Consider the following 24,036-nt stretch of genomic DNA (forward strand, 5'->3'; position numbering starts at 1 on the left):
TAGATGGGGGCGACATTCAGCGCTTCAACTCAGCCCTGGATAATTTTGTCCATCGCACGGGCCGGTAGCAGGCGTTTTAACCAGCCTACCGCGTGGGTGACCAGCGTCACCGGATAGCGCAGTTTCGGCTTATCGCTGACGAAGGCGTGACGCACTTTTTCCACCACTGCCTCCGGGCCGAGCGTAAAGCGCGCGGCAATACCGGGGTTTTCTACCGTCTTGTCGCCGGTCTGGTTAACATTGTTGGTAAAGCGGGTGCGGATTGGTCCAGGCTCAATCAGGCTGACTTTTATGCCACTGTGGCGGAGTTCCATGCGCAGCGCATCGGACCACGCCTCCAGCGCGTATTTACTGGCGGCATAGGCGCCGCGGCCGGGGCTGGAAATCAGCCCCATCACCGAAGAGGTCATCACGATGCGGCCCTCGCCGTGCGGCTGCATAGCGGGCAGCAGCAGCATGGTGAGCTGGTGGGCGCCGAAAAAGTTGGCGGAAAACTGCTGTTCCATTTGCTGACGGCTGATGGTGGTGAGCGGGCCGTAGACGCCGTAGCCAGCATTATTGAACAGGCCATACAGGCGGTTCTCGGTCAGCGCGATGACCTCGGCGGCGGCATTTTCGACGCTTTGCGGATCATCGAGATCCAGCAAAATACCGGTCAGACCCAGTTCCTGCATACGAGCGACATCATCCCCCTTACGGCAGGCTGCCAGTACCCGGAAGCCCTGACGCTTTAAATCGAGCGCGCTTTCGAGGCCAATTCCGCTGGAACATCCTGTAACTAAAACCGATTTTTGCATAACTTTACCTGTGAATGACTCCCGGCGTTCAGGAGTCATGATTAACTAAGGGAGCCAACCGGGTTGCCATCCAGTCGGCAATAAACGGTTGCGCATCGCGATTAGGATGAATGCCGTCGTCCTGCATCCATTGTGGCTTGAGATAAACCTCCTCCATAAAAAAGGGCAGCAGAGGAATATCGAACTCTTTGGCCAGCTGCGGATAAATCGCGCTAAAGGCTTCATTATAACGGCGCCCATAGTTGGCAGGCAGGCGTATTTGCATCAGCAGCGGTTGGGCCTTCGCCGCTTTGATATCCTGAATAACGGTGCGTAGCGTCTGCTCCGTTTGTTGCGGCGGGAAACCGCGCAGCCCGTCGTTGCCGCCCAGTTCCACCAGCACCCAGCGCGGTTGGTGCTGCTTCAGTAGCGCCGGCAGGCGCGCCAGGCCCTGCTGCGATGTATCGCCGCTGATACTGGCGTTGACCACCGTCGTTTTGGCCTGCCACTTGTCGTTGAGCAGAGCAGGCCAGGCCGTATTGGCCGCCATTCGATAGCCGGCGCTCAGGCTATCGCCAAGCACTAACAGCGTATCCGCCGCCATCGCGCGGCAGGTAAACAGAACCATAAACAGGAAAGGCAAATGCCAGCGGAAAACATACTTGAAGTTCATCATCTTAAGAAATCCGTCGGTCAGGGAGAGCATCAGCTGTCCATCCTTACCGGAGTTGAGCTGGTTGTCAAACCGGCGCAAACCATCGCCCTGATTGGCGAGTCCGGTTCCGGGAAATCCACGCTGCTGGCGATTCTCGCCGGGCTCGACGATGGCAGCAGCGGCGAAGTGTCTCTTCTGGGGCAGCCGCTGCATCAAATGGATGAAGAGGCGCGCGCGAGGCTACGCGCAAAGCACGTAGGCTTTGTCTTTCAATCGTTTATGTTGATTCCGACGCTAAACGCCCTTGAGAATGTCGAGCTGCCGGCATTGCTGCGCGGCGCCAGCGATAGCCAGAGCCGTGGCGATGCGCGCGCGCTGCTTGAACAGCTGGGGCTTGGCAAACGGCTGCACCATTTGCCGGCACAACTTTCCGGCGGCGAGCAGCAGCGAGTGGCGCTGGCCCGCGCCTTTAACGGCCGTCCGGCGCTGCTGTTTGCCGATGAGCCGACCGGCAATCTCGACCGTCACACCGGCGATAAAATCGCCGATCTGCTGTTCTCGCTCAACCGCGAACACGGCACCACGCTGATTCTGGTGACCCACGATCCGCTACTGGCGGCGCGCTGCGATCGTCGCTTACGCCTGGTGGATGGCAAGCTGCAGGAGGAAGCATGATAGCCCGCTGGTTCTGGCGCGAATGGCGCTCGCCTTCGCTGCTCATCGTCTGGTTGGCATTAAGCATGGCGGTGGCCTGCGTGCTGGCGCTGGGCTCAATCAGCGACCGTATGGAAAAAGGGTTGAGCCAGCAAAGCCGCGAATTCATGGCCGGGGATCGCACCCTGCGCAGTTCACGCGAAGTGCCTGCCGAGTGGCTCGCCCAGGCGCGTACGCTAGGGTTAACCGTCGGCGAACAGCTGAGCTTCGCCACCATGACTTTCGCTGGCGATACCCCGCAGCTGGCGGATGTGAAGGCGGTTGATGATACTTATCCGCTGTACGGCACGCTGGAGACCGCACCGGCGGGATTAAAACCACAGCGCGGCAGCGTCCTGCTGGCGCCAAGGCTGATGGCATTACTGAACCTGAAAACCGGCGATAACATTGACGTTGGCGACGCCACCTTGCGCATCGCTGGCGAGGTCATTCAAGAGCCGGACGCCGGATTCACCCCCTTCCAGATGGCGCCGCGGCTAATGATGAATATCGCCGACGTGGCGAAAACCGGCGCGGTACAGCCCGGCAGCCGCGTCTCCTGGCGCTATAAATTCGCCGGTAGCGCACAGCAGCTGGCGGCTTACGAGCGGTGGCTGCTGCCGAAGCTTGGCGCGGAACATCGCTGGATTGGCCTGGAGCAGGATGATAGCGCGTTGGGTAAATCGCTGGAGCGCTCGCAGCAATTTTTACTGCTGTCCGCGTTACTAACGTTGCTGCTGGCGGTCGCCGCGGTAGCGGTAGCGATGGGCCATTACTGCCGCAGCCGCTACGATCTGGTCGCCATCCTTAAGACGCTGGGCGCCGGGCGGGCGCAGCTGCGTAAACTTATCGTCGGTCAGTGGCTAATGTTGCTGGTGCTGGCCGTGGTGGCGGGGGGCGCGATGGGGCTGCTGCTGGAAAAAGCCCTGCTGCTGATGCTTAAACCGGTGCTGCCCGCCGCGCTGCCGCCCGCCAGCGGCTGGCCGTGGTTGTGGGCTATCGGCGCGATGGTGGTGATTTCGCTGCTGGTCGGCTGGCGGCCGTACCGGCTGCTGCTGGCGACTCTGCCGCTGCGGGTATTGCGGCAAGATGTGGTGGCTAACGTCTGGCCGCTAAAACACTATATTCCGGTGGTTTGCGCGGTGGTTGTCGGCGGACTGGCATGGCTGATGGGCGGTAGCCCGCTGCTGTGGTCGGTGTTGGTCGGGGCGCTGGTACTGGCGCTGTTGTGCGGGCTGGTAGGCTGGGCCTTACTGTGGTTGCTCAAGCGCTTAACGCTGAAAGCGTTACCGTTGCGCCTGGCGGTGAATCGCCTGTTGCGTCAACCGTGGTCTACGCTGAGCCAACTGGCGGCGTTTTCGCTGTCGTTTATGCTGCTGGCGCTTCTGCTGGTGCTGCGCGGCGATCTGCTCGAGCGTTGGCAACAGCAACTCCCCCCGGAAAGCCCGAACTACTTCCTGATTAATATCGCTCCCGAACAGGTGGTGCCGGTGAAGACATTCCTTGCCGAACACCAGACCCGGGCGGCGGAGTTTTACCCCATCGTGCGCGCGCGGCTGACGCAGATTAACGGTCAAACCACCGAGGGCAATAAAGACGAAGCGCTAAACCGCGAGCTTAATCTCACCTGGAGCGAGCAGCGCCCGGATCATAATCCGCTGGTGGCCGGCAGTTGGCCGCCGAAGGCGGGCGAGGTGTCGATTGAAGAGGGGCTGGCGCAGCGGTTGGGCGTCAGGATCGGTGATAGCGTCACCTTTACCGGCGACACTCAGCAATTTAACGCTAAGGTGACCAGCGTGCGCAAAGTTGACTGGGAGAGCTTGCGGCCAAACTTCTTCTTTATTTTCCCGCCAGGGGCGCTGGATGGGCAGCCGCAAAGCTGGCTCACCAGCTTCCGCTGGGATAATGGCAACGCGATGCTGACCCAGCTTAATCGCGAGTTCCCCACCGTTAGCCTGCTGGATATCGGCGCCATCCTGCGCCAGGTAGGCCAGGTGTTGACGCAGGTAAGTCGCGCGCTGGAGGTCATGGTGGTGCTGGTCACCGCCTGCGGCGTGCTATTGCTGCTGGCTCAGGTACAGGTCGGGATGCGTCAGCGGCATCAGGAGCTGGTCGTCTGGCGGACGCTGGGGGCCGGTAAAACCTTGCTACGTACCACGCTGTGGGCGGAGTTCGCCCTGCTTGGCGTGGTGTCGGGGCTGGTGGCGGCCATTGGCGCCGAGGTGGCGCTGGCGATGCTGCAAACCAAGGTGTTTGATTTCCCATGGGCGCCGGACTGGCGGCTGTGGGTTATGCTGCCATTATCCGGCGCTATATTATTATCGTTGTGCGGCGGATGGTTGGGATTACGCTTATTAAAAGGAAAAGCGTTATTCCGACAATTTAACCAGTAAATAGATTTCATTTTTATGAAGCGCCGCGCAATATCGCGGCGCTTTTATTTTAACGGCACAAAATGATAATTCCTTGATTTTTAAGCGCACAAAACATTAAAAACCCAACAACACGTCGTGCTAATTCGCAGTTAATATTCAACTGGCAAATATAAGGTTGCTTATTACTCAAGGAAAAAGCATGGCACATAAAATAAAAGCGCTGGCGATCTCGATCGGCGCAGCATTAGCGTTAACCTCTTTTGCATCCCAGGCTGAGATTACGCTGCTGAAACAAGATCCGCAGGCGGGCGATCCGTTAAGCCGCCTTAACTTTACCGTCGGCGGCAGTATTCGTCCGCAGTTCAACATGATGACCGGCGATGGCGATAAAGGTTCCTACAAGCGTAACGGTTTCGACGGCGGCACCCGTTTCCGCTTCGCCGCTGATTACTATCTGTTTGATGATATTAGCTGGATCAGCTACTACGAATTGGGCGTGAATATTCCGGCGCTGTTCGATTGGGACAATCACTACGCGGAAGGGGCGAACAATACCACTCGTCGTATGCTTTATACCGGTCTGAAGAGCGATACCTGGGGGACATTAACCTACGGTCAGCAGAACAGTATTTACTATGATGTCGTCGGCGTGAAAACCGATATCTGGGACTACGATATGATCGGTCAGGCTCCGGGTAACGGTATTAACGGCGACTACGATGGTTCTTATCGTTCACGCAATATGTTGAAATATAAGAAAACCGTCGGTGATGTCGATCTGTACGGATCCTATCTGTTTGAAGATAGCGAGTATCTGCCGGGCGATGGTCTGCGCTACAAACGTAAAGGCGGCGGGTCTATCGGCGTGGATTACCACATCATGAAGGACCTGACCTGGGGTACCGCGTGGAACTACACCCGCGCCGAAATGCGCGACCCGTCAAGCTCCGATAGCAAAACCTACGACCAGAATATTGTCGGTACCGCGCTGAGCTGGACTCCGGATAACTGGACCTTCTCCTTCGGCGGCGGCTGGTATCAGAACTTCCTGACTACCAAGAAAACCAATGTGCATGATTACTTCGCCGGCGATGCCTGGGGTATTGAATACTTTGCCGGATATAAATTCCCGATCAATCAATACGCTGTTAAATCTATTCAGCCGTACTTTATGGGCGACCGTCTGGAGTACGTGAATGGCCGCAACTACCAGCGTATTGATAACGGTTTGGGTGTTAGCTTCCAGCTGGATTACGGTTTCCGTGTTGATTACGAGCACGTGTTTACCTCCAGCACCGATGATCTGGGCGATATGAACCTGGTGCGTCTGCGCTACGACTTCTGACGATGAGCCGTCGCAAGCCGGTAATTTCCCCGGCTTGCGCTGCGCTAAGCGGGAATAGCCCGGGTAAGGCGCCAGCCGCTACCCGGGAAACCGTCTGGTTGGGAGAGCTACTTCGCCAGCCAGGCGGCGACCTCCTGCCAGTTGCCGCGAAAAATAATTTTCCCGGCTTTTTTCCCCAACTGATAGCGATACATTGGGTCGTAGTATTCATTTAACAGCGGGACCAGCCAGGCGAAGTGAGCTTCGGTACTGGCGGTACGCTGTTGCTGCAACAATGCCGCGTCGAGTAGTTCGGTTAACTGAGCAAAGCGCTGTAGCCCCAGCCGACGCCGGATGGCAAACAGCCCGTGATGCAGATACTCGCTATATTCCTGCCAGCCTTTCTCTTCGCCATAGGCGGCAATAAAGTCGCGGTGCATACGATCGAAGTACTCTTCACGCAACCGCTCCAGACGAACGTCAAACGGATCTTCCACCACCGCCAGCGGCGATTGCGCCATGCGGATACGCAGACACTCCGGCAGGTGGTTCGCGCCAATCATATGGCCTTCATCTTCCAGCACCCAACGTGTTTGTTGTTCAGCCTTTTTAAGCAGGGAGACCGCCAGATGGTTTTCGAACGTCGCCTGCGGGTGTTGCTGCTGCAACGTACGGCCAAATGACGAACCGCGGTGGTGGGCGTGACCTTCAAGATCGATACCGTCCGGGCGCGAGCAAACCAACTGGGTTTTGCCATTGCCGGTGCAGCCGCCAATCAGCACGATAGGGCGCTGTACCAGCTCCTCGGTAGCCTGTATTGCCGCCTGGCGTAGCGCTTTGTAGCCGCCGACAATCAGCGGATAATCGACGCCTGCTTCACGCAGCCACTGCTGCACGATATGCGAGCGCTGGCCGCCGCGGGCGCAGCACAGATAGCCCTGTGGATAGCGGGCGCAGGCCGACAGCCACGCCTTGAGGCGGCTGGCGCGCAGGTCGCCATCGACCAGTTTATGTCCGAGGGCTAATGCCGCTTCCGGCCCCTGGCGCTTGTAACAGGTGCCGACGGCGGCGCGTTCATCATCGTTCATCAGCGGCAGGTTAATCGCCGCGGGCATCGCGCTTTGCTGAAATTCCACCGGCGCGCGGACGTCGATAAGCGGCGTATCCGCGCTGAGGATGGCGCGATAGTGTGTCCCATTTTCCATGGGTCGTCCTTTTGAGTTAAAACCGGGATGTGCTTACTGCGAGGTGGGGATTCTACGCGCCGAAGGGCATGCCGGGGAAGGGGATAGATCAAATCCCCGGCACGAATGGCTTAATTAAGCTGCGACTGCGCCCAGAAAACGCCGCTGGCGTATTCGGCTGGCAGGAGCGGTTTCAGCGCTTCCAGCGTGGCGCTCAGGCGATCGGTATCGCTGTCGGTCAGATTCAGGTGCCCGACTTTACGCCCCGGACGAACTTCTTTGTCGTACCAGTGCAGATGTACCAGCGGCAGTTTCAGCCAGTCGTAGTTCAGATCGCTGCCGATCAGGTTGATCATCACCGATGGGCTGTTGACCACCGGCGGCGGCAGCGGCAAATCGGTAATGGCGCGCAGATGCAGTTCAAACTGGCTAATGGAAGCGCCGTTCTGCGTCCAGTGGCCGCTGTTGTGCACGCGCGGCGCCAGTTCGTTGATCAGCAGTCCCTCGGCGGTGACGAAGCACTCCATGGCCATCACTCCCACGTAGTTGAGCTCGTTCATGATCGCCGTCAGCATGCTTTCGGCCTGCGCCTGCTGGCGCGCATTGGCCTGCGGGAAGGCGACGCTGGCGCGCAGAATGCCGTCCTGGTGCAGGTTGCGGGTCAGCGGATAAAACACCGTGCTGCCGTCGCGGCCGCGGGCACCAACCAGCGACACTTCGCCGGAGAAATTAATCCCCTGCTCGACGATACACTCGCCGTAATTATCATCCGGCAGTTGTGCGGTTTCGTTCTCGCGTAGACGCCACTGCCCGCGGCCATCGTAGCCGCCGACGCGGCGCTTGACGATAGCCAGTTCGCCCAGACGGGCAAACACGGCGGGCCACTCGCTTTTATCCGCCAGTAGCTGCCACGGCGCGGTGGCGAGGCCAAGTTTGTCGAACAACTGTTTCTGGGTCAGGCGGTCGGCGATGATCGGAAAAACGTCGCGGTTGACGAAAGCCGGATGGCGCGCCAGTTCGCGGGTCAGGGCGGTTTCCGGCCAGCGCTCGATTTCAGCGGTGATGACGCTTTGCTGGAATGGCACCGCTTCCGGGTCGGCTTCCAGGCCGACCGGCCAGACGGCGATGCCCAGCGGTTCACCGGCCTGACGCAGCATGCGGCCTAACTGTCCGTTACCGAGGACGCAAACCTGTTTCATGCCGCACCTCGCGGGTCCGGGTTATCCAGCACCTCATCGGTTTGCGCCTGACGCCAGGCGCTCAGACGCTGGTGCAGTTCGGCATCATGCTGGGCGAGAATTTGCGCGGCGAGCAGGGCGGCGTTAGCGGCGCCGGCTTTGCCGATGGCCAGCGTGCCGACCGGGATTCCGCGGGGCATTTGAACGATAGAGTAGAGGCTGTCAACGCCGCTTAATGCCGCGCTCTGAACCGGCACGCCAAGCACCGGCACCAGAGTTTTCGCTGCAATCATGCCCGGCAAATGCGCCGCGCCACCCGCACCGGCGATGATCACCTGATAACCGTTGCTTTCGGCGCTTTCGGCGAAGCTAAACAATTTATCGGGCGTACGGTGGGCGGAAACCACTTCAACATGGTGCGGAACGTTCAGGGTATCAAGGATTTCTGCGGCGAACTGCATGGTAGCCCAGTCGCTTTTGGACCCCATCACGATGGCGATACGCGCCGGATTATTGCGGGAAGACATGCGTCTGAAAACTCCTGTGGGTGTGCTTCACACTGCTTTAGAGGCCACAGAGAATAGCACGATATCCCGGCAAGGAAAACGGTTGCGTCGGCGGAAATACAGGGAAATCGTTGGCGAAATTAAAACGGGAAATAGATGAGTTCGACGCCGTCGGCGCTGACTTTCACCATTGACCCTTCGCTGTGCCACGCGCCGAGGACCACGCGCCACGCGGGCTGCCCGTTGGCCAGCAGTTCATGGACAGCCGGGCGATGGGTATGTCCGTGAATCAGCCACTGCACCTGATGCCGCTCCATCGCGTCAACGACCGCCTGCGGATTCACATCCATAATTTCCATCGATTTGCTGCTGTTGGCGGCTTTGCTATCGGCGCGCATTTTAGCGGCGATGCGGCGGCGGATAAACAGCGGCAGGGCGAGAAACAGACGTTGGATCCACGGGGTATGGACTTTAGCGCGAAACGCCAGGTAACCGGGGTCGTCGGTACATAAAGTGTCGCCATGCATAATCAACACTTCACGGCCATAGAGATCCAGCCGCTCTTCTTCAGTGAGCAGGATCATGCCGCTCTGGCGGGCGAAGCGCTGGCCGACGAGAAAATCGCGGTTGCCGTGGATGAAGTAGCAGGGTACGCCGGCGTCGACGACGGCTTTGATGGCCGAAGCGATTTGCTGATGCAGCGGGTTCGGATCGTCATCGCCGATCCACGCCTCGAACAGATCGCCAAGGATATACAGGGCGTCAGCCTGACGGGCTTCCCCCTGTAAAAAACGCAGAAAACCGGCGGTGATCGCCGGTTCTTCTGTTTGCAGATGCAGGTCTGCAATAAAAAGTGTCGCCACGAATTATTCGCTGACGGTGACGCTGTTGATGACAACGTCTTCTTTCGGCACATCCTGGTGCATGCCGCTGCGGCCGGTGGCAACCGCTTTGATTTTGTCGACCACGTCCATACCTTCAACCACTTCGGCAAAGACGCAGTAGCCCCAACCCTGCAGGCTTTCGCCAGAGAAGTTCAGGAAGTCGTTGTCGACCACGTTGATGAAGAACTGCGCGGTGGCGGAGTGCGGGGCCTGAGTGCGGGCCATCGCCAGCGTACCACGGGTGTTTTTCAGACCGTTGTTAGCTTCGTTCTGAATCGGAGATTTGGTCGCTTTCTGATTCATGCCCGGCTCAAAGCCGCCGCCCTGAATCATGAAGCCGTTGATAACACGGTGGAAAATGGTGTTGTCGTAGAAACCTTCGCGGCAGTAGTCCAGGAAGTTTTTAACTGTTTCCGGCGCTTTGTCGTCAAACGTTTTGATTACGATATCGCCATGATTGGTGTGGAAAGTAACCATTTTTGCATCCTGTTCCGATGATTGTAGTGCTGAACCCAAGGTTGGGTATGACATAGGTGGCTGTTATAGCATAACCGCGGGGGTCGATGCACCTTGCAATGTGTGCTGCTTCCGGTTTGAATTAGGGTTAGAATAAGCGACTTATATCCACACACGTCTACACGGAATCTTCGATGTTAAAAATTTTTAATACACTGACGCGCCAAAAAGAAGAATTTAAACCTATTCATGCCGGGGAAGTTGGCATGTACGTGTGTGGAATTACCGTTTACGATCTCTGTCATATCGGCCATGGCCGCACCTTCGTCTCCTTCGACGTTGTCGCTCGCTATCTGCGCTTCCTTGGTTACAAGCTGAAGTACGTGCGCAACATTACCGATATCGACGATAAAATCATTAAGCGCGCTAATGAAAACGGCGAAAGCTTTGTCGCGCTGGTCGATCGCATGATCGCCGAAATGCATAAAGATTTTGACGCTCTGAACATTCTGCGCCCGGACAACGAGCCGCGCGCCACCCACCATATCGCTGAAATTATCGAAATCACCGAGCAGCTGATCGCCCGCGGTCACGCTTATGTGGCGGATAACGGCGACGTGATGTTCGACGTGCCGACAGACCCTAACTACGGTCTGCTATCGCGCCAGGATCTCGACCAGCTGCAGGCGGGAGCTCGTGTCGACGTGGTTGACGTCAAGCGTAACCCAATGGACTTCGTCCTGTGGAAGATGTCAAAAGAGGGCGAGCCGAGCTGGCCGTCACCGTGGGGTGAAGGGCGTCCAGGCTGGCACATTGAATGCTCGGCGATGAACTGCAAACAGCTGGGTAATCACTTTGATATTCACGGCGGCGGTTCGGATCTGATGTTCCCGCATCACGAAAACGAAATCGCGCAATCGACCTGCGCCCACGACGGCGAATACGTCAACTACTGGATGCACTCCGGAATGGTGATGGTCGATCGCGAGAAAATGTCGAAATCGCTGGGCAACTTCTTTACCGTTCGCGACGTGCTGAAGTACTACGATGCCGAAACCATCCGCTACTTCCTGATGTCCGGCCACTATCGCAGCCAGCTGAACTACAGCGAAGAGAACCTCAAGCAGGCGCGTTCGGCGCTGGAGCGTCTGTACACCGCGCTGCGCGGGACCGACAAATCCGCGCAGCCTGCCGGCGGCGAAGCCTTCGAAGCGCGCTTTATTGAAGCGATGGATGACGACTTCAATACCCCGGAAGCCTACTCGGTGCTGTTCGATATGGCGCGTGAAGTGAACCGCCTGAAAACGGAAGACGCGGCGGCCGCGAACGCGCTGGCGGCCCATATGCGTAAGCTCTCTTCGGTGCTGGGGCTGCTTGAGCAGGAGCCGGACGCTTTCCTGCAGAGCGGCGCGCAGGCCGATGATGGCGAAGTGGCTGAAATCGAAAGGCTTATTCAACAGCGTCTGGATGCGCGTAAAGCGAAGGACTGGGCGGCGGCGGATGCGGCGCGCGATCGTCTTAACGAGATGGGGATTGTGTTAGAAGACGGCCCGCAGGGCACTACCTGGCGCCGTAAGTAAACCATAAAAAACGCCCGGTTAGCCGGGCGTTTTTGTTCATGCGATCACAGTAATGCTTTGACCGTCAAAGGTCACCGTTTGCCCGGCGACGATTTTACAGCGTTTGCGGGTTTCCACCGCGCCGTCGACTTTCACCAGCCCTTCGGCGATAAAGATTTTGGCCTGCGCGCCGCTCTCGCTCCAGCCTTCCAGCTTCAGCAGGTCACACAGTTCAACATGCGGGTGTTTGCCCAGAGAAAAATTCGCCATCTTAGGCCTCCTGAATGTCGTGATACTCTTCGCATGCCTGCAGCGTATTCTGAATGAGGGTCGCTACGGTCATCGGGCCGACGCCGCCAGGCACTGGCGTAATGTAGGACGCGCGTTCCGCCGCGTCTTCAAACACCACGTCGCCGACCACTTTGCCGCTTTCCAGACGGTTAATGCCGACGTCCACCACGATGGTGCCTTCTTTAATCCACTCGCCCGGGATAAAGCCCGGTTTACCGACTGCGACAATCAGCAGATCGGCATTTTCAACGTGGTGGCGCAGGTTTTTGGTGAAACGGTGGGTGACGGTGGTGGTACAGCCCGCCAGCAGCAGCTCCATGCTCATCGGACGACCGACGATGTTAGAAGCGCCAATCACCACCGCGTTGAGGCCATAGGTATCGATATTGTAGCGCTCAAGCAGGGTAACGATACCGCGCGGCGTACATGGACGCAGACGCGGCGCGCGTTGACACAGACGACCAACGTTATACGGATGGAAGCCGTCGACGTCTTTGTCCGGCGCAATGCGCTCGAGGACTTTAACGTTGTCGATACCGGCAGGCAGCGGCAGCTGTACCAGGATGCCGTCGATAGTATTATCGGCATTCAGCGTGTCGATAAGTTCCAGCAGCTCGGCTTCGCTGGTGGTTTCCGGGAGATCGTAAGAGCGGGAGACGAAACCCACCTCTTCACATGCCTTGCGTTTGCTGCCGACATAAATCTGCGACGCAGGGTTGCTGCCGACCAGCACAACGGCGAGCCCGGGGGCGCGTTTTCCGGCCGCTACGCGCGCCTTCACTTTTTCCGCGACCTCAGAGCGCACCTGCTGCGCAATCGTTTTACCGTCAATAATTTTTGCTGCCATCAGAGAGAGGATTCCATCTGTCACTTTACGAAAGGGGGATGTGGATATTTTGTCAGAAGCCAGCCTCGCTGTCAGTTATCGTTTGCGTTTTTATCGGTTTTCCGCCGCGAGAAGGGCGAAACAGGCTATTTATCTGCGCCGTTGCGGCGTAGAGGGCCAGTCGCGAACGGAAAGGGCGAACAATCCTTAACCAGACATCGCGTTAATAATCGACAAGCTCGCTATGCTGCTGTCTTTTCCGGGCAAAATGCATTGACTCACCGGAGGTTGACCGTATAATTTCACGCGATTGCACCTCCCGAAGCTCCCGCTTCTCAGTGCGCCCTTAGCTCAGCTGGATAGAGCAACGGCCTTCTAAGCCGTAGGTCACAGGTTCGAATCCTGTAGGGCGTGCCATTTAAAATCAACCACTTATCAATTCCCTCCCAATCGCTGATTTTTCTTTGTGGGTCATATTTGGGACAGCTTCCTCAAAAATCGAGTCAATTTGCCGTGCTGGTTCCGTTACTCGAGCTGGCGTGGTTGTTCATCCGCTTTCATCCTGTTTCCGATCGCCGCAACATCGCATCTACTCCTCCGCTAACGTTTCAATAAATACCCATCGTTCGATTTCTTTTTGATATGTGATGACGGTAACTAAAACGCTGTTTTGTTTTCATTGAATCATTATTTCACATGATCAATGATAACGGCATGGTATCAGTGTGGTGCGCACAACCCTGAGACTCCTGACTTTTCTCATCTGTTCGTAATGCAATGAACAGTAAGAATTTTTTCAAACGCTATTGAAAGAATAAGTCACATCCTTGCCGTTCAGGTGGGGTGGAGATGAGGATAAAAAATGAAGATCAAAGCAACCATTGAACGTATCCCTGGCGGCATGATGCTGGTTCCATTGCTGCTTGGCGCGGTGCTTAATACCCTGGCGCCGGATACCGGTAATTACTTTGGTTCATTCACCAAAGGCATGATTGGCGGCACGGTACCGATCCTGGCGGTGTGGTTTTTCTGTATCGGCGCATCGATCGATTTGCGCGCCACCGGTACCGTATTACGTAAATCCGGCACGTTAGTGATCACCAAAATTGCCGTCGCCTGGATCGTCGCTTTTATCGCCGCGATGGTCATTCCGGAAAACGGCGTCCAGACCGGTTTCTTTGCCGGACTGTCGGTGTTGGCAATTGTCTCGGCAATGGATATGACCAACGGTGGCCTGTACGCCAGCCTGATGAATCAGTACGGCAGTAAAGAAGAGTCCGGCGCGTTTGTATTGATGTCGCTGGAGTCCGGGCCGCTGATGACGATGGTTATCCTTGGCTCCGCCGGTCTGGCTTCCTTCGAGCCTCACCATTTTATCGGCGCGGTGCTGCCATTCCTGGTGGGCTTTGCCTTAGGTAACCTCGACCACGACTTCCGCGCTTTCTTTAGCAAAGCCACCCCGGTGCTGATTCCGTTCTTTGGCTTTGCGCTGGGCAACACCATCAATCTGAGCGTGATTCTGGATACCGGACTGCTGGGGATTGTGCTTGGCGTGGCGGTCATCATCATTACCGGCATTCCGTTGATTATTGCTGACCGGGTTATCGGCGGCGGTAACGGGACAGCTGGCGTCGCGGCTTCTTCCGCAGCGGGCGCGGCGGTTGCGAACCCGGTGATCATCGCGCAGATTAATCCGGCCTTTGAACCGGTGGCCGCTTCGGCGACGGCGCTGGTCGCGGCAAGCGTCATCGTCACTGCGATTTTAGTACCGATTATTACCGCCTTGTATGCCAAACGCTTTGGCAACGCGCAGGTGGTGAAAGCGCCTGGCGCCAGCGTGGCGCCATCGGCAAATCACTAATCTATTTTCGCCCTCCGCAGGAGGGCTCAGACTGCTGACAAAGAAGGAAAAAGCGTGGTTTTTCCTTCTTTGTGGTCATCAGCCGAAAATCAATAAATTGATTTTCCTTGTTATTTGTCTGGTGCAATTTGCAAGCTCAATGTTTGCATGAGGTTTGTCATTAATCTCTGCCCTCCGCAGGAGGGCTTTGTCATTCAAGAATCTGCCTGGAGGCTAACGTGGACGTAAGACAAAGTATCCACAGCGCGCATGCGAAAACTCTGGATACCCAGGGGCTGCGTAATGAGTTTTTAGTTGAACGAGTGTTTGTGGCTGATGAATACACCATGGTGTACAGCCATATTGACCGCATTATTGTTGGCGGCGTTATGCCGGTGCAGCGCGGGGTGTCGGTGGGTGGCGAAGTCGGTAAACAGCTTGGGGTAAGCTATTTCCTCGAACGCCGTGAGTTAGGGGTGATTAATATCGGCGGCCCGGGTTGTATTACCGTTGATGGCCAATGCTATGAAATCGGCCACCGTGAGGCGCTGTACGTCGGTAAGGGGGCGAAAGAGGTGGTGTTTACCAGCGTCGACCATGCAAAACCGGCGAAGTTTTACTACAACTGCGCCCCGGCGCATACCACTTATCCAACGAAGAAAGTCACTCCTGCCGATGTAGCGCCGGTGACGCTGGGTGACAACCTGACCAGCAACCGCCGCACCATCAATAAATATTTCGTGCCGGATGTACTGGAAACCTGTCAGCTCAGCATGGGCCTGACCGAACTGGCGCCGGGTAACCTGTGGAACACCATGCCTTGCCATACCCATGAGCGGCGGATGGAGGTCTATTTCTATTTCAACATGGATGAGGATGCCTGCGTGTTCCACATGATGGGACAGCCGCAGGAGACCCGTCATATTGTGATGCATAACGAGCAGGCGGTGATTTCGCCAAGCTGGTCGATTCACTCAGGGGTGGGTACCCGCGCTTATACCTTCATCTGGGGGATGGTTGGCGAGAACCAGGTCTTTGACGACATGGATCACGTTGCCGTGCGCGATATACGTTAAAACGCCCGCTCAAGCCCGGATTGCCGGGATGGAAATGCAGCGGAGTTCACACTATCAGTGTTTAGAGGCGGGGCGGAAGGGGGAACCCATCGCCCCGTCATTGTTGACGTCGCTTCACTCGCAGGCTTTATTAATGTGTCAGACGCATCAATAGATGCGCAAAATGCGCTTATTCCTGGCTACAACTTCCCGCACTCTTACGGTTACCTAAATGTTAATGAGAGTTAACTATTCAGTTAATCAGGGAGAGTGTGATGTCCGCAACTGCCGCTACTTCAGTGTTTCGCGCCAGGGCCAAAGTGATCCTGCAGGTGACCTCAGGGAATTTTCTTGAGCAGTTTGACTTCTTTTTATTTGGTTTTTACGCCACCTATATTGCCCATACTTTTTTTCCTTCCGAAAATGAATTCGCTTCCTTAATGATGACCTTCGCCGTTTTCGGCGCCGGGTTCTTGATGCGGCCCGTTGGCGCCGTGGTGTTAGGCGCCTGGATTGACAAGGTCGGCAGACGTAAAGGTTTAATCGGCACGTTGTCGATTATGGCGATGGGAACCATCCTGATCGTGCTGGTGCCAGGTTATGAGACTATCGGTTTGTGGGCGCCGGCGCTGGTGCTGTGCGGCCGACTGTTGCAGGGCTTTTCTGCTGGTGCGGAACTGGGCGGCGTCTCGGTTTACCTCGCAGAAATGGCGACACCTGGACGTAAAGGGTTCTATACCAGTTGGCAATCTGCCAGTCAGCAGGTCTCGATTATGGTGGCCGCTTCATTGGGCTATCTGCTCAATATGCTGCTCAGTGAGTCGAGTCTGCATCAGTGGGGATGGCGAATCCCGTTCGCGATTGGCTGCCTGATCGTGCCTTTTATCTTCTTTTTACGCCGCAACCTGAATGAAACCGCGGAGTATACGGAGCGTAAGGAACATCCGACCTTAGGACAATCGCTGACTATTCTGCTGGCAAACTGGCGGGTGGTGATTGCGGGGATGTTAATGGTGGCCATGACCACTACCGCGTTCTATTTGATCACGGTCTACGCGCCAACCTTTGGCAAAAACGTGTTGTTATTAAGCGCCTCGGATAGCCTGCTGGTCACGCTATTGGTGGCTATCTCCAATTTCATCTGGCTGCCTATCGGCGGCATGCTTTCCGATAAGTTTGGTCGTAAACCCGTGCTGGTCAGCATGACGCTGCTGGCTATTTTCACCAGTTGGCCTGCGTTATCGCTGCTGGCCCGCATGCCGGACTTCGCCATGATGTTGTCCGTGCTGCTGTGGCTCTCCTTTATTTACGGCATCTACAACGGCGCGATGATCCCCGCGCTGACGGAAATTATGCCCAGGTCGGTCAGGGTCGCTGGTTTTTCCCTGGCTTACAGCCTGGCTACCGCTCTGTTTGGCGGTTTTACGCCGGCGATGTCCACTGCGTTAATTAAAATCACCGGGGATAAGGCGGCGCCCGGCTACTGGATGAGTTTTGCGGCAATCTGCGCGCTACTGGCGACGCTGTATCTCTATCAACGCGTTTCCCGACAGGCATTGAAAACGCAAAATTCTTTAGGTTAAGAGGTGAATATGCAACGTAAATCATGGGTTTTCTCGTTAGTGGTATTCACCTGCGGCTATGCGCATGTTGCCGTCGCGCAGGAGATCACGGTGATGATTTCCGGCGGCTTCTCCGCGGCGTTGGATAAACTGGCGCCCGACTATCAGCAAAAAAGCGGCAATACCTTACATATCATTCATGGTCCCTCGATGGGGAAATCCGCGGAGGCGATACCGAACCGCCTGGCGGCAGGGCAAAAGGCGGATGTGGTGATTATGGTGGGATACGCCCTGGATGATTTGCAAAAGCAGGGCAAAGTGATGCCGGGGTCGCGTATTGAACTGGCGGATTCACGTATTGGCGCCGTCGTGCCAAAAGGGGCCCCGGTACCGGATATCAGCAGCGTCGCCGCGTTGAAACAAACATTGCTGCAGGCGAAATCCATCGCCTATTCGGATAGCGCCAGTGGGCGCTATGTTGAAAAGGAGCTGTTCAGCAAACTGGATATTGCCGCGCAGGCGAGCCCCAAAGCAAAAATGATCGAAAAAATCCCCGTTGCTTCGCTGGTGGCAAAAGGGGACTACGCGATAGGGTTTCAGCAGGTTAGCGAACTGTTGCCGGTCAGCGGCGTGACGTTCGTTGGCCGTTTGCCGGATGAAGTGCAATACGTTACCCGCTTCGCGGGCGCCGTAGTTGCCGATTCATCCGCGCAGTCGCAGGCGAAGCAGTTGCTGTGCTATCTGGCTTCAGTCCCGGCGCAGGCGGAAATCCGTCGCACAGGCATGGATCCTTTACCCGCCAACGCCTGCGAATTACCGGAAGAGGGCTAATTATGCGGTGGGATGGTAAAAATCGGTAATGGCTTTTTCGAGTTCGGCGGCCAGAGGAGGTAATGCTCTGCCCGCTTTTTTTATCAGCCCCACCTGCCTTTTCACCTCTGGTTCCACTAGCGGAATACTGGCTAACGCGTGGTGTGCATAGGCCGGCAGCGCCATCGCCGGGATGGCCGCAATACCGAGGCCGGCATCAACCATACCCAGCATGGTCGTCACGTGGCGGGTTTCACAAACTGCAGTGCGTCGTGGCCCTACGTCGCTCAGGGCGCCGTCCAGCAGGTGGCGATTGCCGGAGATCTTATCAAGCCAGATGTAATCGTGGTTAAAAAATTCTTGCCAGCTGAGGCTGTTACGCTGCGCCAGCGGATCGTCTCGTCGGCAAACCGCCAGGTAGCGTTCATGGACCAGCGGCGTAAATACCACCTCGGACGCGATTTCGGAGAGAAAACTCAGGCCGAAATCCGCCTGGTGATTCTGCACGGCGCTATAAACATTTCCGGCGCTGGTATCAATGACCTTGATCCGCGCTTTGGGAAAACGCAGACGGAATTGACTGATAACCTGCGGCATAAAATAGTTGGCGGCTGAGGGGACACAGGCAACCGTCACCAGCCCGTTGCCGAAGGCGGCGCGGTCGCTAATACCGTCCAGGGCATCTTCGAATTCGGAAAGCAGATGCTGCGCCTTTGGGGCGAAAGCTCTGCCGGTTTGCGTGAGGGTTACCCGGCGAGTGGTTCTTTCAAACAATCTCACCCCTAAAGCGGTTTCCAGCTTTTCAATTCGCCTGCTTAACGCCGATTGCGAAATGCAAATCGCCTCGGCGGCATAGCGAAAGCTGCCGTGCTCGCTGAGGGCTAAAAAGGCGTAGAGATCCTGCAGGTCAAAAAGGGGCAAGTGGCGCTTCTCCTGGATTTAACAAAAAAACAACAATCAATTGTACTGTTTATTTGGTTTTCCAGGAAGAAACAACACCGACCAGCCGCAGGTTAAATAGATGACCTGCGGCCCGGCATCAGGCGTGCGCCAGCAGCGGGAACATCAATTTGTTGTCGTGGAAGATGTTCTCTTTAGTCGAATAGATAAACAACATATCGTCGCCGTCTATTTTTTCGTACTCGCCCAGGCGCGCTTCCTTCGGCGTAAAACCTAGCACCGCCTGTTGCGATTGCGGCTGGGCGAGTTCATTGATAATGGTCGCCATGGATTGTCCGGCATCGCAAAAAATATCAAAGCAGATAAGCTCATGGGCGCTTTGCATCGCAATGGCGACGGCCTGGTTTTTCTCCGAGTAGTAGACAAAATGCTTCATAAACGCCGAACAGTAAAACATCAGCAGGCCGAAGTTATTCTCCACTCGTAGCTGTGAAAAGGGGTTGGACTTCTGGTAGTAGTGCTTAAGCAGGGCAATATCCTGTGCGCTATCCATATCCAGTTTACGGAAGTCGCCGGGAGTAGGCGAAACGGGTGCCACATATTGATATTCGTCGGTCCGCGTAAAGCCAAATTTGGGATAGAAGTCGACGGTAGTAGAGTTGGCGAACAGGAAAAAAGCATCCGCTTTGTCACGCCAGTCATCAAGGATATGTTGTATCAACTGTCCGGCAAGCCCTTTATTACGGTAATCAATATTGGTCATTACCGTACCTATTTGAATATAGCGTCGGGGTTGGCCTTGCCAGACCAGATCAATAATATTCGCGGAGGCGTTGGCGATAACTTTATTCTTATCAACGAAAGCGTAAGGGATATAGGATTCGCTCCAGTACCCTTGCTGATACCAGGCGTCAAAGGATAGATCGAACGTTTTGATGGCTAAATCAATAAAGCTTTTTCTTAATGTATTATCATCTTTGAGTTGCTTAACCAATTTGTAGTGCATCGCAGTCATTCCTTTCTTATTCGTTTTGCTATCCGGGATTGCTACAGGCAAATTTTACCCCTTGAAAATCACAGGTTTTGTGCCTGAGTATGGCGGTTTTCTGCGGTTTGTACAGCATTGGAGGAAGGGCATTGCTCAGGACGTTGCCTGGCTCACAATTAACCGCAAACATTCTACGTGGATAAGGTAAGTAAGGCGTAAACGCAGTGGTTTAAAAATGAGCGCGCGGGGCATTTGGTTTATTCTTTTTTCTCAGGGAATAATCTGAAGAAATGTATTTGAGAGGAATTTATAGTAAAGCCTGAGTATAAGGAATAAATATTTTAATTATTCCTTCTGGCCATAACTGTTTGATATTTATCTATAAAATCAAAGGTATCGAAAAGTTGTATTTTATCAATAGGTAATATGCACTAACGCTAAACGGTACAAAGCGTATTTTAGTTTCTGCGATGATATTAAATTGCTGAGGGATGAGCTAAATGAGCCATCATCTTCTACACTTTGTGGCGCCGTTGCCATTGAGGTTTTTCGCAAGTAAGGGAAAAACATCATATCAGCGCTGAATGTAACCAATTGAATGTTAATGAGAAGTTGTCATATTTTCAATAGAGGAGTTCGTGATATGGCATTCGTAACAACTAAAGATGGCGTTAATATTTATTTTAAAGACTGGGGGCCGAGAGAAGCTCAGCCAATCGTGTTCCACCATGGCTGGCCGTTAAGCGCTGATGACTGGGATAACCAGATGCTGTTTTTCCTCGCACAGGGTTTTCGCGTCATCGCCATCGATCGCCGCGGGCATGGGCGCTCCGATCAGGTAAGTGAAGGTCACGATATGGACCACTATGCGGCCGATGCTTCCGCGGTAGTGGAAAGTCTGGATTTACATAACGCTGTTCATGTTGGTCATTCAACCGGCGGCGGCCAGGTCGCGCGCTATGTGGCTAAATATGGTCAACCGCAGGGTCGGGTAGCCAAAGCAGTATTAATTAGTTCCGTACCGCCGTTAATGGTGAAAACCGACAATAACCCCGGCGGTACGCCCATCGAAGTATTTGACGGTTTCCGCAAGGCGCTTGCTGCTAATCGCTCACAGTTCTATCTCGATGTTGCCAGTGGCCCGTTCTATGGTTTTAACCGAGATGGCGCAGAGGTTTCGCAAGGTACCATTCAAAACTGGTGGCGTCAGGGGATGACCGGTAGCGCGAAAGCCCATTATGAAGGGATTAAAGCCTTCTCTGAAACCGATCAGACCGACGATCTAAAAGCGATTACGGTGCCGGTGCTGGTGATGCAGGGCGACGACGACCAGGTTGTTCCTTATAAGAATGCCGCCATTTTGCAGGATAAACTCTTAGCGAATAGCGAGCTGAAAATTTATCCGGGCTTACCGCATGGTATGCACACGTCACATGCGGATGTGATTAACGCCGATCTGCTGGCTTTCATTCGTTCATAACCTCTTTGCCCCCTGAGAACATTCACAGGGGGCGATTGCTTTTCTAAAGCGTGTTTTCAATAACATTTTTTGGCGACGATAAAGTATGAAGAAAATGTGTTTTTAATTTAAAAGTACTCTTTAAAAAAACAATGTTGAATCATTCTTAAAATATAATAGAATTATAAAGGATAAGCGTTGTTGCTTATCTTTTAGTTGCTTAAAAGAAAAGTAGTTAAAAGCACCGCCAGGAAGGTAGTGCTTTTTTACGTTCATGGTGTTGCAATAACGTTTGTTTTTTGAAAACCTGATTTTGTATTTTTTATTGCAGTCTTAACGGTTTTAAGTACAATTAACTTTGTAGGCCAATATATGTTTTTCAGCAAGCTGATTGGCATTCTTCCCTTGTTTCGATATGTCTTATGATATCATGGTGCCATATCTTTTTTCCTTTTTAACCACCAGGTTACTGGTGGTTTTTTCTTTTAAAAAATAGCGCAAAGTGATTGCAACATATCTGAAATGATTTTTTCTTCCGCATATGATTTGTGATAATGGATGAAACACTCATAAATCATTTGTAACTCCGGCGGTGGGGTGAAAAGTTTAATTGGAATTTTGCCAAGCAGTTGGTTAGCGATCACTTCAGACATTAGTACAACATGTTGGCTATATGCTGCCATCAGTATCATATTGATCGAGTTACTGGCTTTGCAGACAATATTTCTTAAATTCATGTGTTTATGGAACAGATTCACGTGTTCAAAATCATCATGAAAAAGATGCATGCCTCGACCCCATATGATATGGGTTGCTTTTTCCCAATCGCTAAGACTAAATTGGTCATTTGACAGAGGATATTGCTTGTTTGCAACTATTTTAACCCCGCAAGAAAATAGTCTTGATTGAATGATATTATTATCAGGCGTAAGTCGGGTGCCAATATCAATGTCAACCTCTTTATTTCTCAGCCTTTGCAGGCGCTCGGAGTCATCGGTAGGCAAAGGGGTAAAATTAATTTTTCTGGTTTCAGAGCGATGATTAAAGGAGATACCTATTAACAATTCAAGGATTGCGTAAGAGCTGAGTGTGATGTCTCTACTGGAGAGATTAATCGCTTTACTGCTAAAAGAGCTATTATTAACGATACTTAAATATCGTTTTGAAAGTTCCCTGGCTATATTATCTGGCATCATCCCATTCTTTGTTTTAAAGAACAGTGCAGTGTTGGTCGATTTTCTGGCTTTGTTTATGTAATAGCTAATTGCACCGGGGGTGACATTAAGTAACTCTGCAGAACGCGTAACGCTACCGCAATTAACCAGTGTATGTATCACTCTCAATGATTTAATATCTAAATTATGCATGGAGATTATCGATTTAAAATAATCTCGCATTTTATCAAAAATAGTATAATAGTGTGGTTTAACTACACTAAAAATAAATTTTCTATTGTAATTTTATGTTTTATATAGATTTAGTTGCGTTCATGGATTTGGCTGCTAAGGGATATTGTTTATCATAGTTGATACTGAACGGTGTACTTTGGCGGGGTCAAGACCGGATGAATGTTTGGTACGTTTAATATGTGCCAGGCAGTAGTTTCTCCGTCTTCTTACCCAATCCTGTTCTTCTGCGGTGTGACAATGGTCCATAATCGATAGCCAGCAAGTAGCGGCTCTACGCCATAACCCTTTTTTCTCAAGGTTTTCAGCTGTACGATTTTTTACCATAATGATATCCCTTCTATATAATAAGTTTGATAAGAATGTTATGGAGTGACGTTTTCAACCGTTGTAATTTGATGCAGTTTATCCAAAATCATCTGAAGTGCATTATCACCTGATAACGAGCGATGATAATGAAGAAAACACTCAAAATTCATTTGCAACTCTGGAGGTGGGATAATGGACTTCAGCGGTAGATAATTCTCCAGGTTTCTCGACAGCACTTCAGGCATTAACATAATGTGATCTGTAAAGGCACACAGCATTACCATATTTAATGAGTCGCTTGAAATCATTGAGATATTCCGCTCCTCCATCAACTCGTGGAACCGGTTAGCATGTTTATAGTCATTGCAGGTAAAATTCATTCTCCTTGACCATCTAACGTGATGGCTTTCCTGCCAGTCTTTTAGGGTGAAGTTGCTATTGGCTTTTTTATTATCCCTCCTCATAAGAATGTTCAACTTACATTTAAATAATGAAACTTGCACTATGCTTCGGTCTTGCTGTAAGCCAGTGCCGATATCAATATCTACCTCTTTACTTCTTAAGCGGCGAAGGCGTGTTTCGCAATCCATTTCTGGGGGAGAGAAATGAAACATACCCGGGAAGTTTTGCTTATCGGAGATTCTCATGGAAATCATAAATTCGAATAACGAATAGGTACTAATGGTGACCATTCGGTTTTCAAGCTTTTTCGTACCAGAGATCTCGGAGAGTTCTCGTTTGATGTTTTGATAGCGAAGGCTAAGTTCCCTGGCAACATTGTCAGGCACCATCCCATTGCCCGATCTGGAAAACAGTGCTGAACCGGTAAAATGTCGCGCTTTATTGAGCATATAGCTCACGGCTCCAGGGGAGACATTTAACAACTCAGCTGTTCTGGTCACACTCCCGTTAGTCACCAGAAAATGAATAACTCGCAATACTTTCAAATCCAGTGATTCGTTCACGATATTTTCCTTTTAGTCTAATTATTTAATAAACA

Annotated in this window: 22 protein-coding genes and 1 tRNA gene; 10 read left to right on the forward strand and 13 right to left on the reverse strand. The window is 53.4% G+C overall.

Features of this window, described 5'->3' with window-relative positions; translation table 11 throughout:
- Window positions 1-29: 29 nt before the first annotated feature.
- Together ABLV08_RS04780 and tesA are read right to left on the reverse strand one after the other, a co-directional pair.
- The gene (locus ABLV08_RS04780) at window positions 30-836 is read right to left on the reverse strand and encodes an SDR family oxidoreductase (RefSeq protein ID WP_162182302.1); all 807 of its coding nucleotides are present in this window, start codon (window positions 834-836) and stop codon (window positions 30-32) included.
- The gene (gene tesA, locus ABLV08_RS04785) at window positions 826-1,452 is read right to left on the reverse strand and encodes a multifunctional acyl-CoA thioesterase I/protease I/lysophospholipase L1 (protein ID WP_015704624.1); all 627 of its coding nucleotides are present in this window, start codon (window positions 1,450-1,452) and stop codon (window positions 826-828) included. The genes ABLV08_RS04780 and tesA overlap by 11 nt, the downstream gene beginning before the upstream one ends.
- On the opposite strand from tesA, the gene ybbA reads away from it, so the two are divergent.
- The 3 genes from ybbA to ABLV08_RS04800 all read left to right on the forward strand — a co-directional run bounded on the left by ybbA (window position 1,420) and on the right by ABLV08_RS04800 (window position 5,844).
- A complete protein-coding gene (ybbA, locus tag ABLV08_RS04790; protein ID WP_015367886.1) occupies window positions 1,420-2,106 on the forward strand; it encodes a putative ABC transporter ATP-binding protein YbbA in 687 nt (228 codons plus the stop codon). The two genes, tesA and ybbA, sit on opposite strands and share 33 nt — an antisense overlap.
- Window positions 2,103-4,517, forward strand: a complete 2,415-nt coding sequence (gene ybbP, locus ABLV08_RS04795) for a putative ABC transporter permease subunit YbbP (RefSeq protein WP_348855614.1) — start codon at window positions 2,103-2,105, stop codon at window positions 4,515-4,517. The genes ybbA and ybbP overlap by 4 nt, the downstream gene beginning before the upstream one ends.
- 181 nt (window positions 4,518-4,698) lie before the next feature.
- Window positions 4,699-5,844, forward strand: coding sequence for a porin (locus tag ABLV08_RS04800; RefSeq protein ID WP_015367884.1), 1,146 nt, complete (start codon window positions 4,699-4,701; stop codon window positions 5,842-5,844).
- A 107-nt stretch (window positions 5,845-5,951) separates the two neighbouring features.
- Here the strand turns inward: ABLV08_RS04800 and mnmH are convergent, their stop codons facing one another.
- The 5 genes from mnmH to ppiB form a co-directional block, all read right to left on the reverse strand.
- Window positions 5,952-7,028: a tRNA 2-selenouridine(34) synthase MnmH gene (gene mnmH, locus ABLV08_RS04805; protein ID WP_047054954.1), complete on the reverse strand. Its 1,077-nt coding sequence runs from the start codon at window positions 7,026-7,028 to the stop codon at window positions 5,952-5,954.
- A gap of 110 nt (window positions 7,029-7,138) precedes the next feature.
- Window positions 7,139-8,206, reverse strand: coding sequence for a 5-(carboxyamino)imidazole ribonucleotide synthase (purK, locus tag ABLV08_RS04810; RefSeq protein WP_020079437.1), 1,068 nt, complete (start codon window positions 8,204-8,206; stop codon window positions 7,139-7,141).
- Window positions 8,203-8,712 (reverse strand): 5-(carboxyamino)imidazole ribonucleotide mutase, encoded by a 510-nt coding sequence (gene purE, locus ABLV08_RS04815; RefSeq protein ID WP_015367880.1) that lies wholly within the window; start codon window positions 8,710-8,712, stop codon window positions 8,203-8,205. Before purE ends, purK begins: the two co-directional genes overlap by 4 nt.
- Before the next feature lie 119 nt (window positions 8,713-8,831).
- The gene (gene lpxH / locus ABLV08_RS04820; protein WP_015367879.1) at window positions 8,832-9,554 is read right to left on the reverse strand and encodes a UDP-2,3-diacylglucosamine diphosphatase; all 723 of its coding nucleotides are present in this window, start codon (window positions 9,552-9,554) and stop codon (window positions 8,832-8,834) included.
- Window positions 9,555-9,557: 3 nt separating this feature from the next.
- On the reverse strand, window positions 9,558-10,052 hold the full coding sequence (ppiB, locus tag ABLV08_RS04825; protein WP_348855615.1) for a peptidylprolyl isomerase B: 495 nt from the start codon (window positions 10,050-10,052) through the stop codon (window positions 9,558-9,560).
- Window positions 10,053-10,225: 173 nt separating this feature from the next.
- Between ppiB and cysS the strand changes: the two genes are divergently transcribed.
- Complete coding sequence (cysS, locus tag ABLV08_RS04830; RefSeq protein WP_032707566.1) at window positions 10,226-11,611, forward strand: cysteine--tRNA ligase; 1,386 nt, start codon at window positions 10,226-10,228, stop codon at window positions 11,609-11,611.
- Window positions 11,612-11,647: 36 nt separating this feature from the next.
- On the opposite strand, the gene ybcJ is transcribed toward cysS, so the two are convergent.
- Both ybcJ and folD read right to left on the reverse strand, forming a co-directional pair.
- Window positions 11,648-11,860 carry a ribosome-associated protein YbcJ gene (gene ybcJ / locus ABLV08_RS04835; RefSeq protein WP_015367876.1) on the reverse strand — a complete coding sequence of 71 codons (213 nt, stop codon included), beginning with the start codon at window positions 11,858-11,860 and terminating at the stop codon, window positions 11,648-11,650.
- 1 nt (window position 11,861) lies between these two features.
- Window positions 11,862-12,728, reverse strand: a complete 867-nt coding sequence (gene folD, locus ABLV08_RS04840; protein WP_348855616.1) for a bifunctional methylenetetrahydrofolate dehydrogenase/methenyltetrahydrofolate cyclohydrolase FolD — start codon at window positions 12,726-12,728, stop codon at window positions 11,862-11,864.
- A 319-nt stretch (window positions 12,729-13,047) separates the two neighbouring features.
- On the opposite strand from folD, the gene ABLV08_RS04845 reads away from it, so the two are divergent.
- From ABLV08_RS04845 to ABLV08_RS04865, 5 genes are all read left to right on the forward strand, one after another.
- A tRNA-Arg gene (locus tag ABLV08_RS04845) sits at window positions 13,048-13,124 on the forward strand.
- Window positions 13,125-13,569: 445 nt separating this feature from the next.
- Entirely contained in the window at window positions 13,570-14,568 is a 999-nt protein-coding gene (gene kdgT, locus ABLV08_RS04850) for a 2-keto-3-deoxygluconate transporter (RefSeq protein ID WP_015704632.1), read from the forward strand.
- 218 nt (window positions 14,569-14,786) lie between these two features.
- Window positions 14,787-15,623 (forward strand): 5-dehydro-4-deoxy-D-glucuronate isomerase, encoded by an 837-nt coding sequence (gene kduI, locus ABLV08_RS04855; RefSeq protein WP_015367870.1) that lies wholly within the window; start codon window positions 14,787-14,789, stop codon window positions 15,621-15,623.
- A 254-nt stretch (window positions 15,624-15,877) separates the two neighbouring features.
- Window positions 15,878-17,185, forward strand: a complete 1,308-nt coding sequence (locus ABLV08_RS04860; RefSeq protein WP_348855617.1) for an MFS transporter — start codon at window positions 15,878-15,880, stop codon at window positions 17,183-17,185.
- 9 nt (window positions 17,186-17,194) lie between these two features.
- Window positions 17,195-17,995, forward strand: a complete 801-nt coding sequence (locus ABLV08_RS04865; protein ID WP_047053335.1) for a substrate-binding domain-containing protein — start codon at window positions 17,195-17,197, stop codon at window positions 17,993-17,995.
- Here the strand turns inward: ABLV08_RS04865 and ABLV08_RS04870 are convergent, their stop codons facing one another.
- Both ABLV08_RS04870 and ABLV08_RS04875 read right to left on the reverse strand, forming a co-directional pair.
- Complete coding sequence (locus tag ABLV08_RS04870) at window positions 17,996-18,895, reverse strand: LysR family transcriptional regulator (protein WP_015704636.1); 900 nt, start codon at window positions 18,893-18,895, stop codon at window positions 17,996-17,998.
- 118 nt (window positions 18,896-19,013) lie between these two features.
- A complete protein-coding gene (locus ABLV08_RS04875; RefSeq protein WP_020079430.1) occupies window positions 19,014-19,880 on the reverse strand; it encodes a GNAT family N-acetyltransferase in 867 nt (288 codons plus the stop codon).
- A 625-nt stretch (window positions 19,881-20,505) separates the two neighbouring features.
- Between ABLV08_RS04875 and ABLV08_RS04880 the strand changes: the two genes are divergently transcribed.
- Window positions 20,506-21,342: an alpha/beta fold hydrolase gene (locus ABLV08_RS04880; RefSeq protein ID WP_020079429.1), complete on the forward strand. Its 837-nt coding sequence runs from the start codon at window positions 20,506-20,508 to the stop codon at window positions 21,340-21,342.
- Between the two features lie 464 nt (window positions 21,343-21,806).
- Here the strand turns inward: ABLV08_RS04880 and ABLV08_RS04885 are convergent, their stop codons facing one another.
- Both ABLV08_RS04885 and ABLV08_RS04890 read right to left on the reverse strand, forming a co-directional pair.
- Complete coding sequence (locus ABLV08_RS04885; RefSeq protein WP_348855619.1) at window positions 21,807-22,688, reverse strand: LysR family transcriptional regulator; 882 nt, start codon at window positions 22,686-22,688, stop codon at window positions 21,807-21,809.
- 404 nt (window positions 22,689-23,092) lie between these two features.
- Window positions 23,093-24,001, reverse strand: coding sequence for a LysR family transcriptional regulator (locus ABLV08_RS04890; RefSeq protein WP_015704641.1), 909 nt, complete (start codon window positions 23,999-24,001; stop codon window positions 23,093-23,095).
- Between the last annotated feature and the right edge of the window lie 35 nt (window positions 24,002-24,036).

Source organism: Klebsiella sp. CN_Kp088 (genome assembly GCF_040064335.1).
In the GTDB taxonomy this organism is placed as follows: Bacteria; Pseudomonadota; Gammaproteobacteria; order Enterobacterales; family Enterobacteriaceae; genus Klebsiella; species Klebsiella aerogenes.

Bases quoted from the DNA above. Each gene is read 5' to 3' on its own strand.
- ABLV08_RS04885 (WP_348855619.1), bottom strand. From the start codon at position 22,688: ATGCATAATTTAGATATTAAATCATTGAGAGTGATACATACACTGGTT.
- ABLV08_RS04865 (WP_047053335.1), top strand. From the start codon at position 17,195: ATGCAACGTAAATCATGGGTTTTCTCGTTAGTGGTATTCACCTGCGGC.
- tesA (WP_015704624.1), bottom strand. From the start codon at position 1,452: ATGATGAACTTCAAGTATGTTTTCCGCTGGCATTTGCCTTTCCTGTTT.
- ABLV08_RS04780 (WP_162182302.1), bottom strand. From the start codon at position 836: ATGACTCCTGAACGCCGGGAGTCATTCACAGGTAAAGTTATGCAAAAA.
- ABLV08_RS04860 (WP_348855617.1), top strand. From the start codon at position 15,878: ATGTCCGCAACTGCCGCTACTTCAGTGTTTCGCGCCAGGGCCAAAGTG.
- purE (WP_015367880.1), bottom strand. From the start codon at position 8,712: ATGTCTTCCCGCAATAATCCGGCGCGTATCGCCATCGTGATGGGGTCC.
- ybcJ (WP_015367876.1), bottom strand. From the start codon at position 11,860: ATGGCGAATTTTTCTCTGGGCAAACACCCGCATGTTGAACTGTGTGAC.
- ABLV08_RS04880 (WP_020079429.1), top strand. From the start codon at position 20,506: ATGGCATTCGTAACAACTAAAGATGGCGTTAATATTTATTTTAAAGAC.
- ABLV08_RS04800 (WP_015367884.1), top strand. From the start codon at position 4,699: ATGGCACATAAAATAAAAGCGCTGGCGATCTCGATCGGCGCAGCATTA.
- ppiB (WP_348855615.1), bottom strand. From the start codon at position 10,052: ATGGTTACTTTCCACACCAATCATGGCGATATCGTAATCAAAACGTTT.
- kdgT (WP_015704632.1), top strand. From the start codon at position 13,570: ATGAAGATCAAAGCAACCATTGAACGTATCCCTGGCGGCATGATGCTG.
- purK (WP_020079437.1), bottom strand. From the start codon at position 8,206: ATGAAACAGGTTTGCGTCCTCGGTAACGGACAGTTAGGCCGCATGCTG.
- folD (WP_348855616.1), bottom strand. From the start codon at position 12,728: ATGGCAGCAAAAATTATTGACGGTAAAACGATTGCGCAGCAGGTGCGC.
- cysS (WP_032707566.1), top strand. From the start codon at position 10,226: ATGTTAAAAATTTTTAATACACTGACGCGCCAAAAAGAAGAATTTAAA.
- ybbA (WP_015367886.1), top strand. From the start codon at position 1,420: ATGCCAGCGGAAAACATACTTGAAGTTCATCATCTTAAGAAATCCGTC.
- mnmH (WP_047054954.1), bottom strand. From the start codon at position 7,028: ATGGAAAATGGGACACACTATCGCGCCATCCTCAGCGCGGATACGCCG.
- ybbP (WP_348855614.1), top strand. From the start codon at position 2,103: ATGATAGCCCGCTGGTTCTGGCGCGAATGGCGCTCGCCTTCGCTGCTC.
- ABLV08_RS04875 (WP_020079430.1), bottom strand. From the start codon at position 19,880: ATGCACTACAAATTGGTTAAGCAACTCAAAGATGATAATACATTAAGA.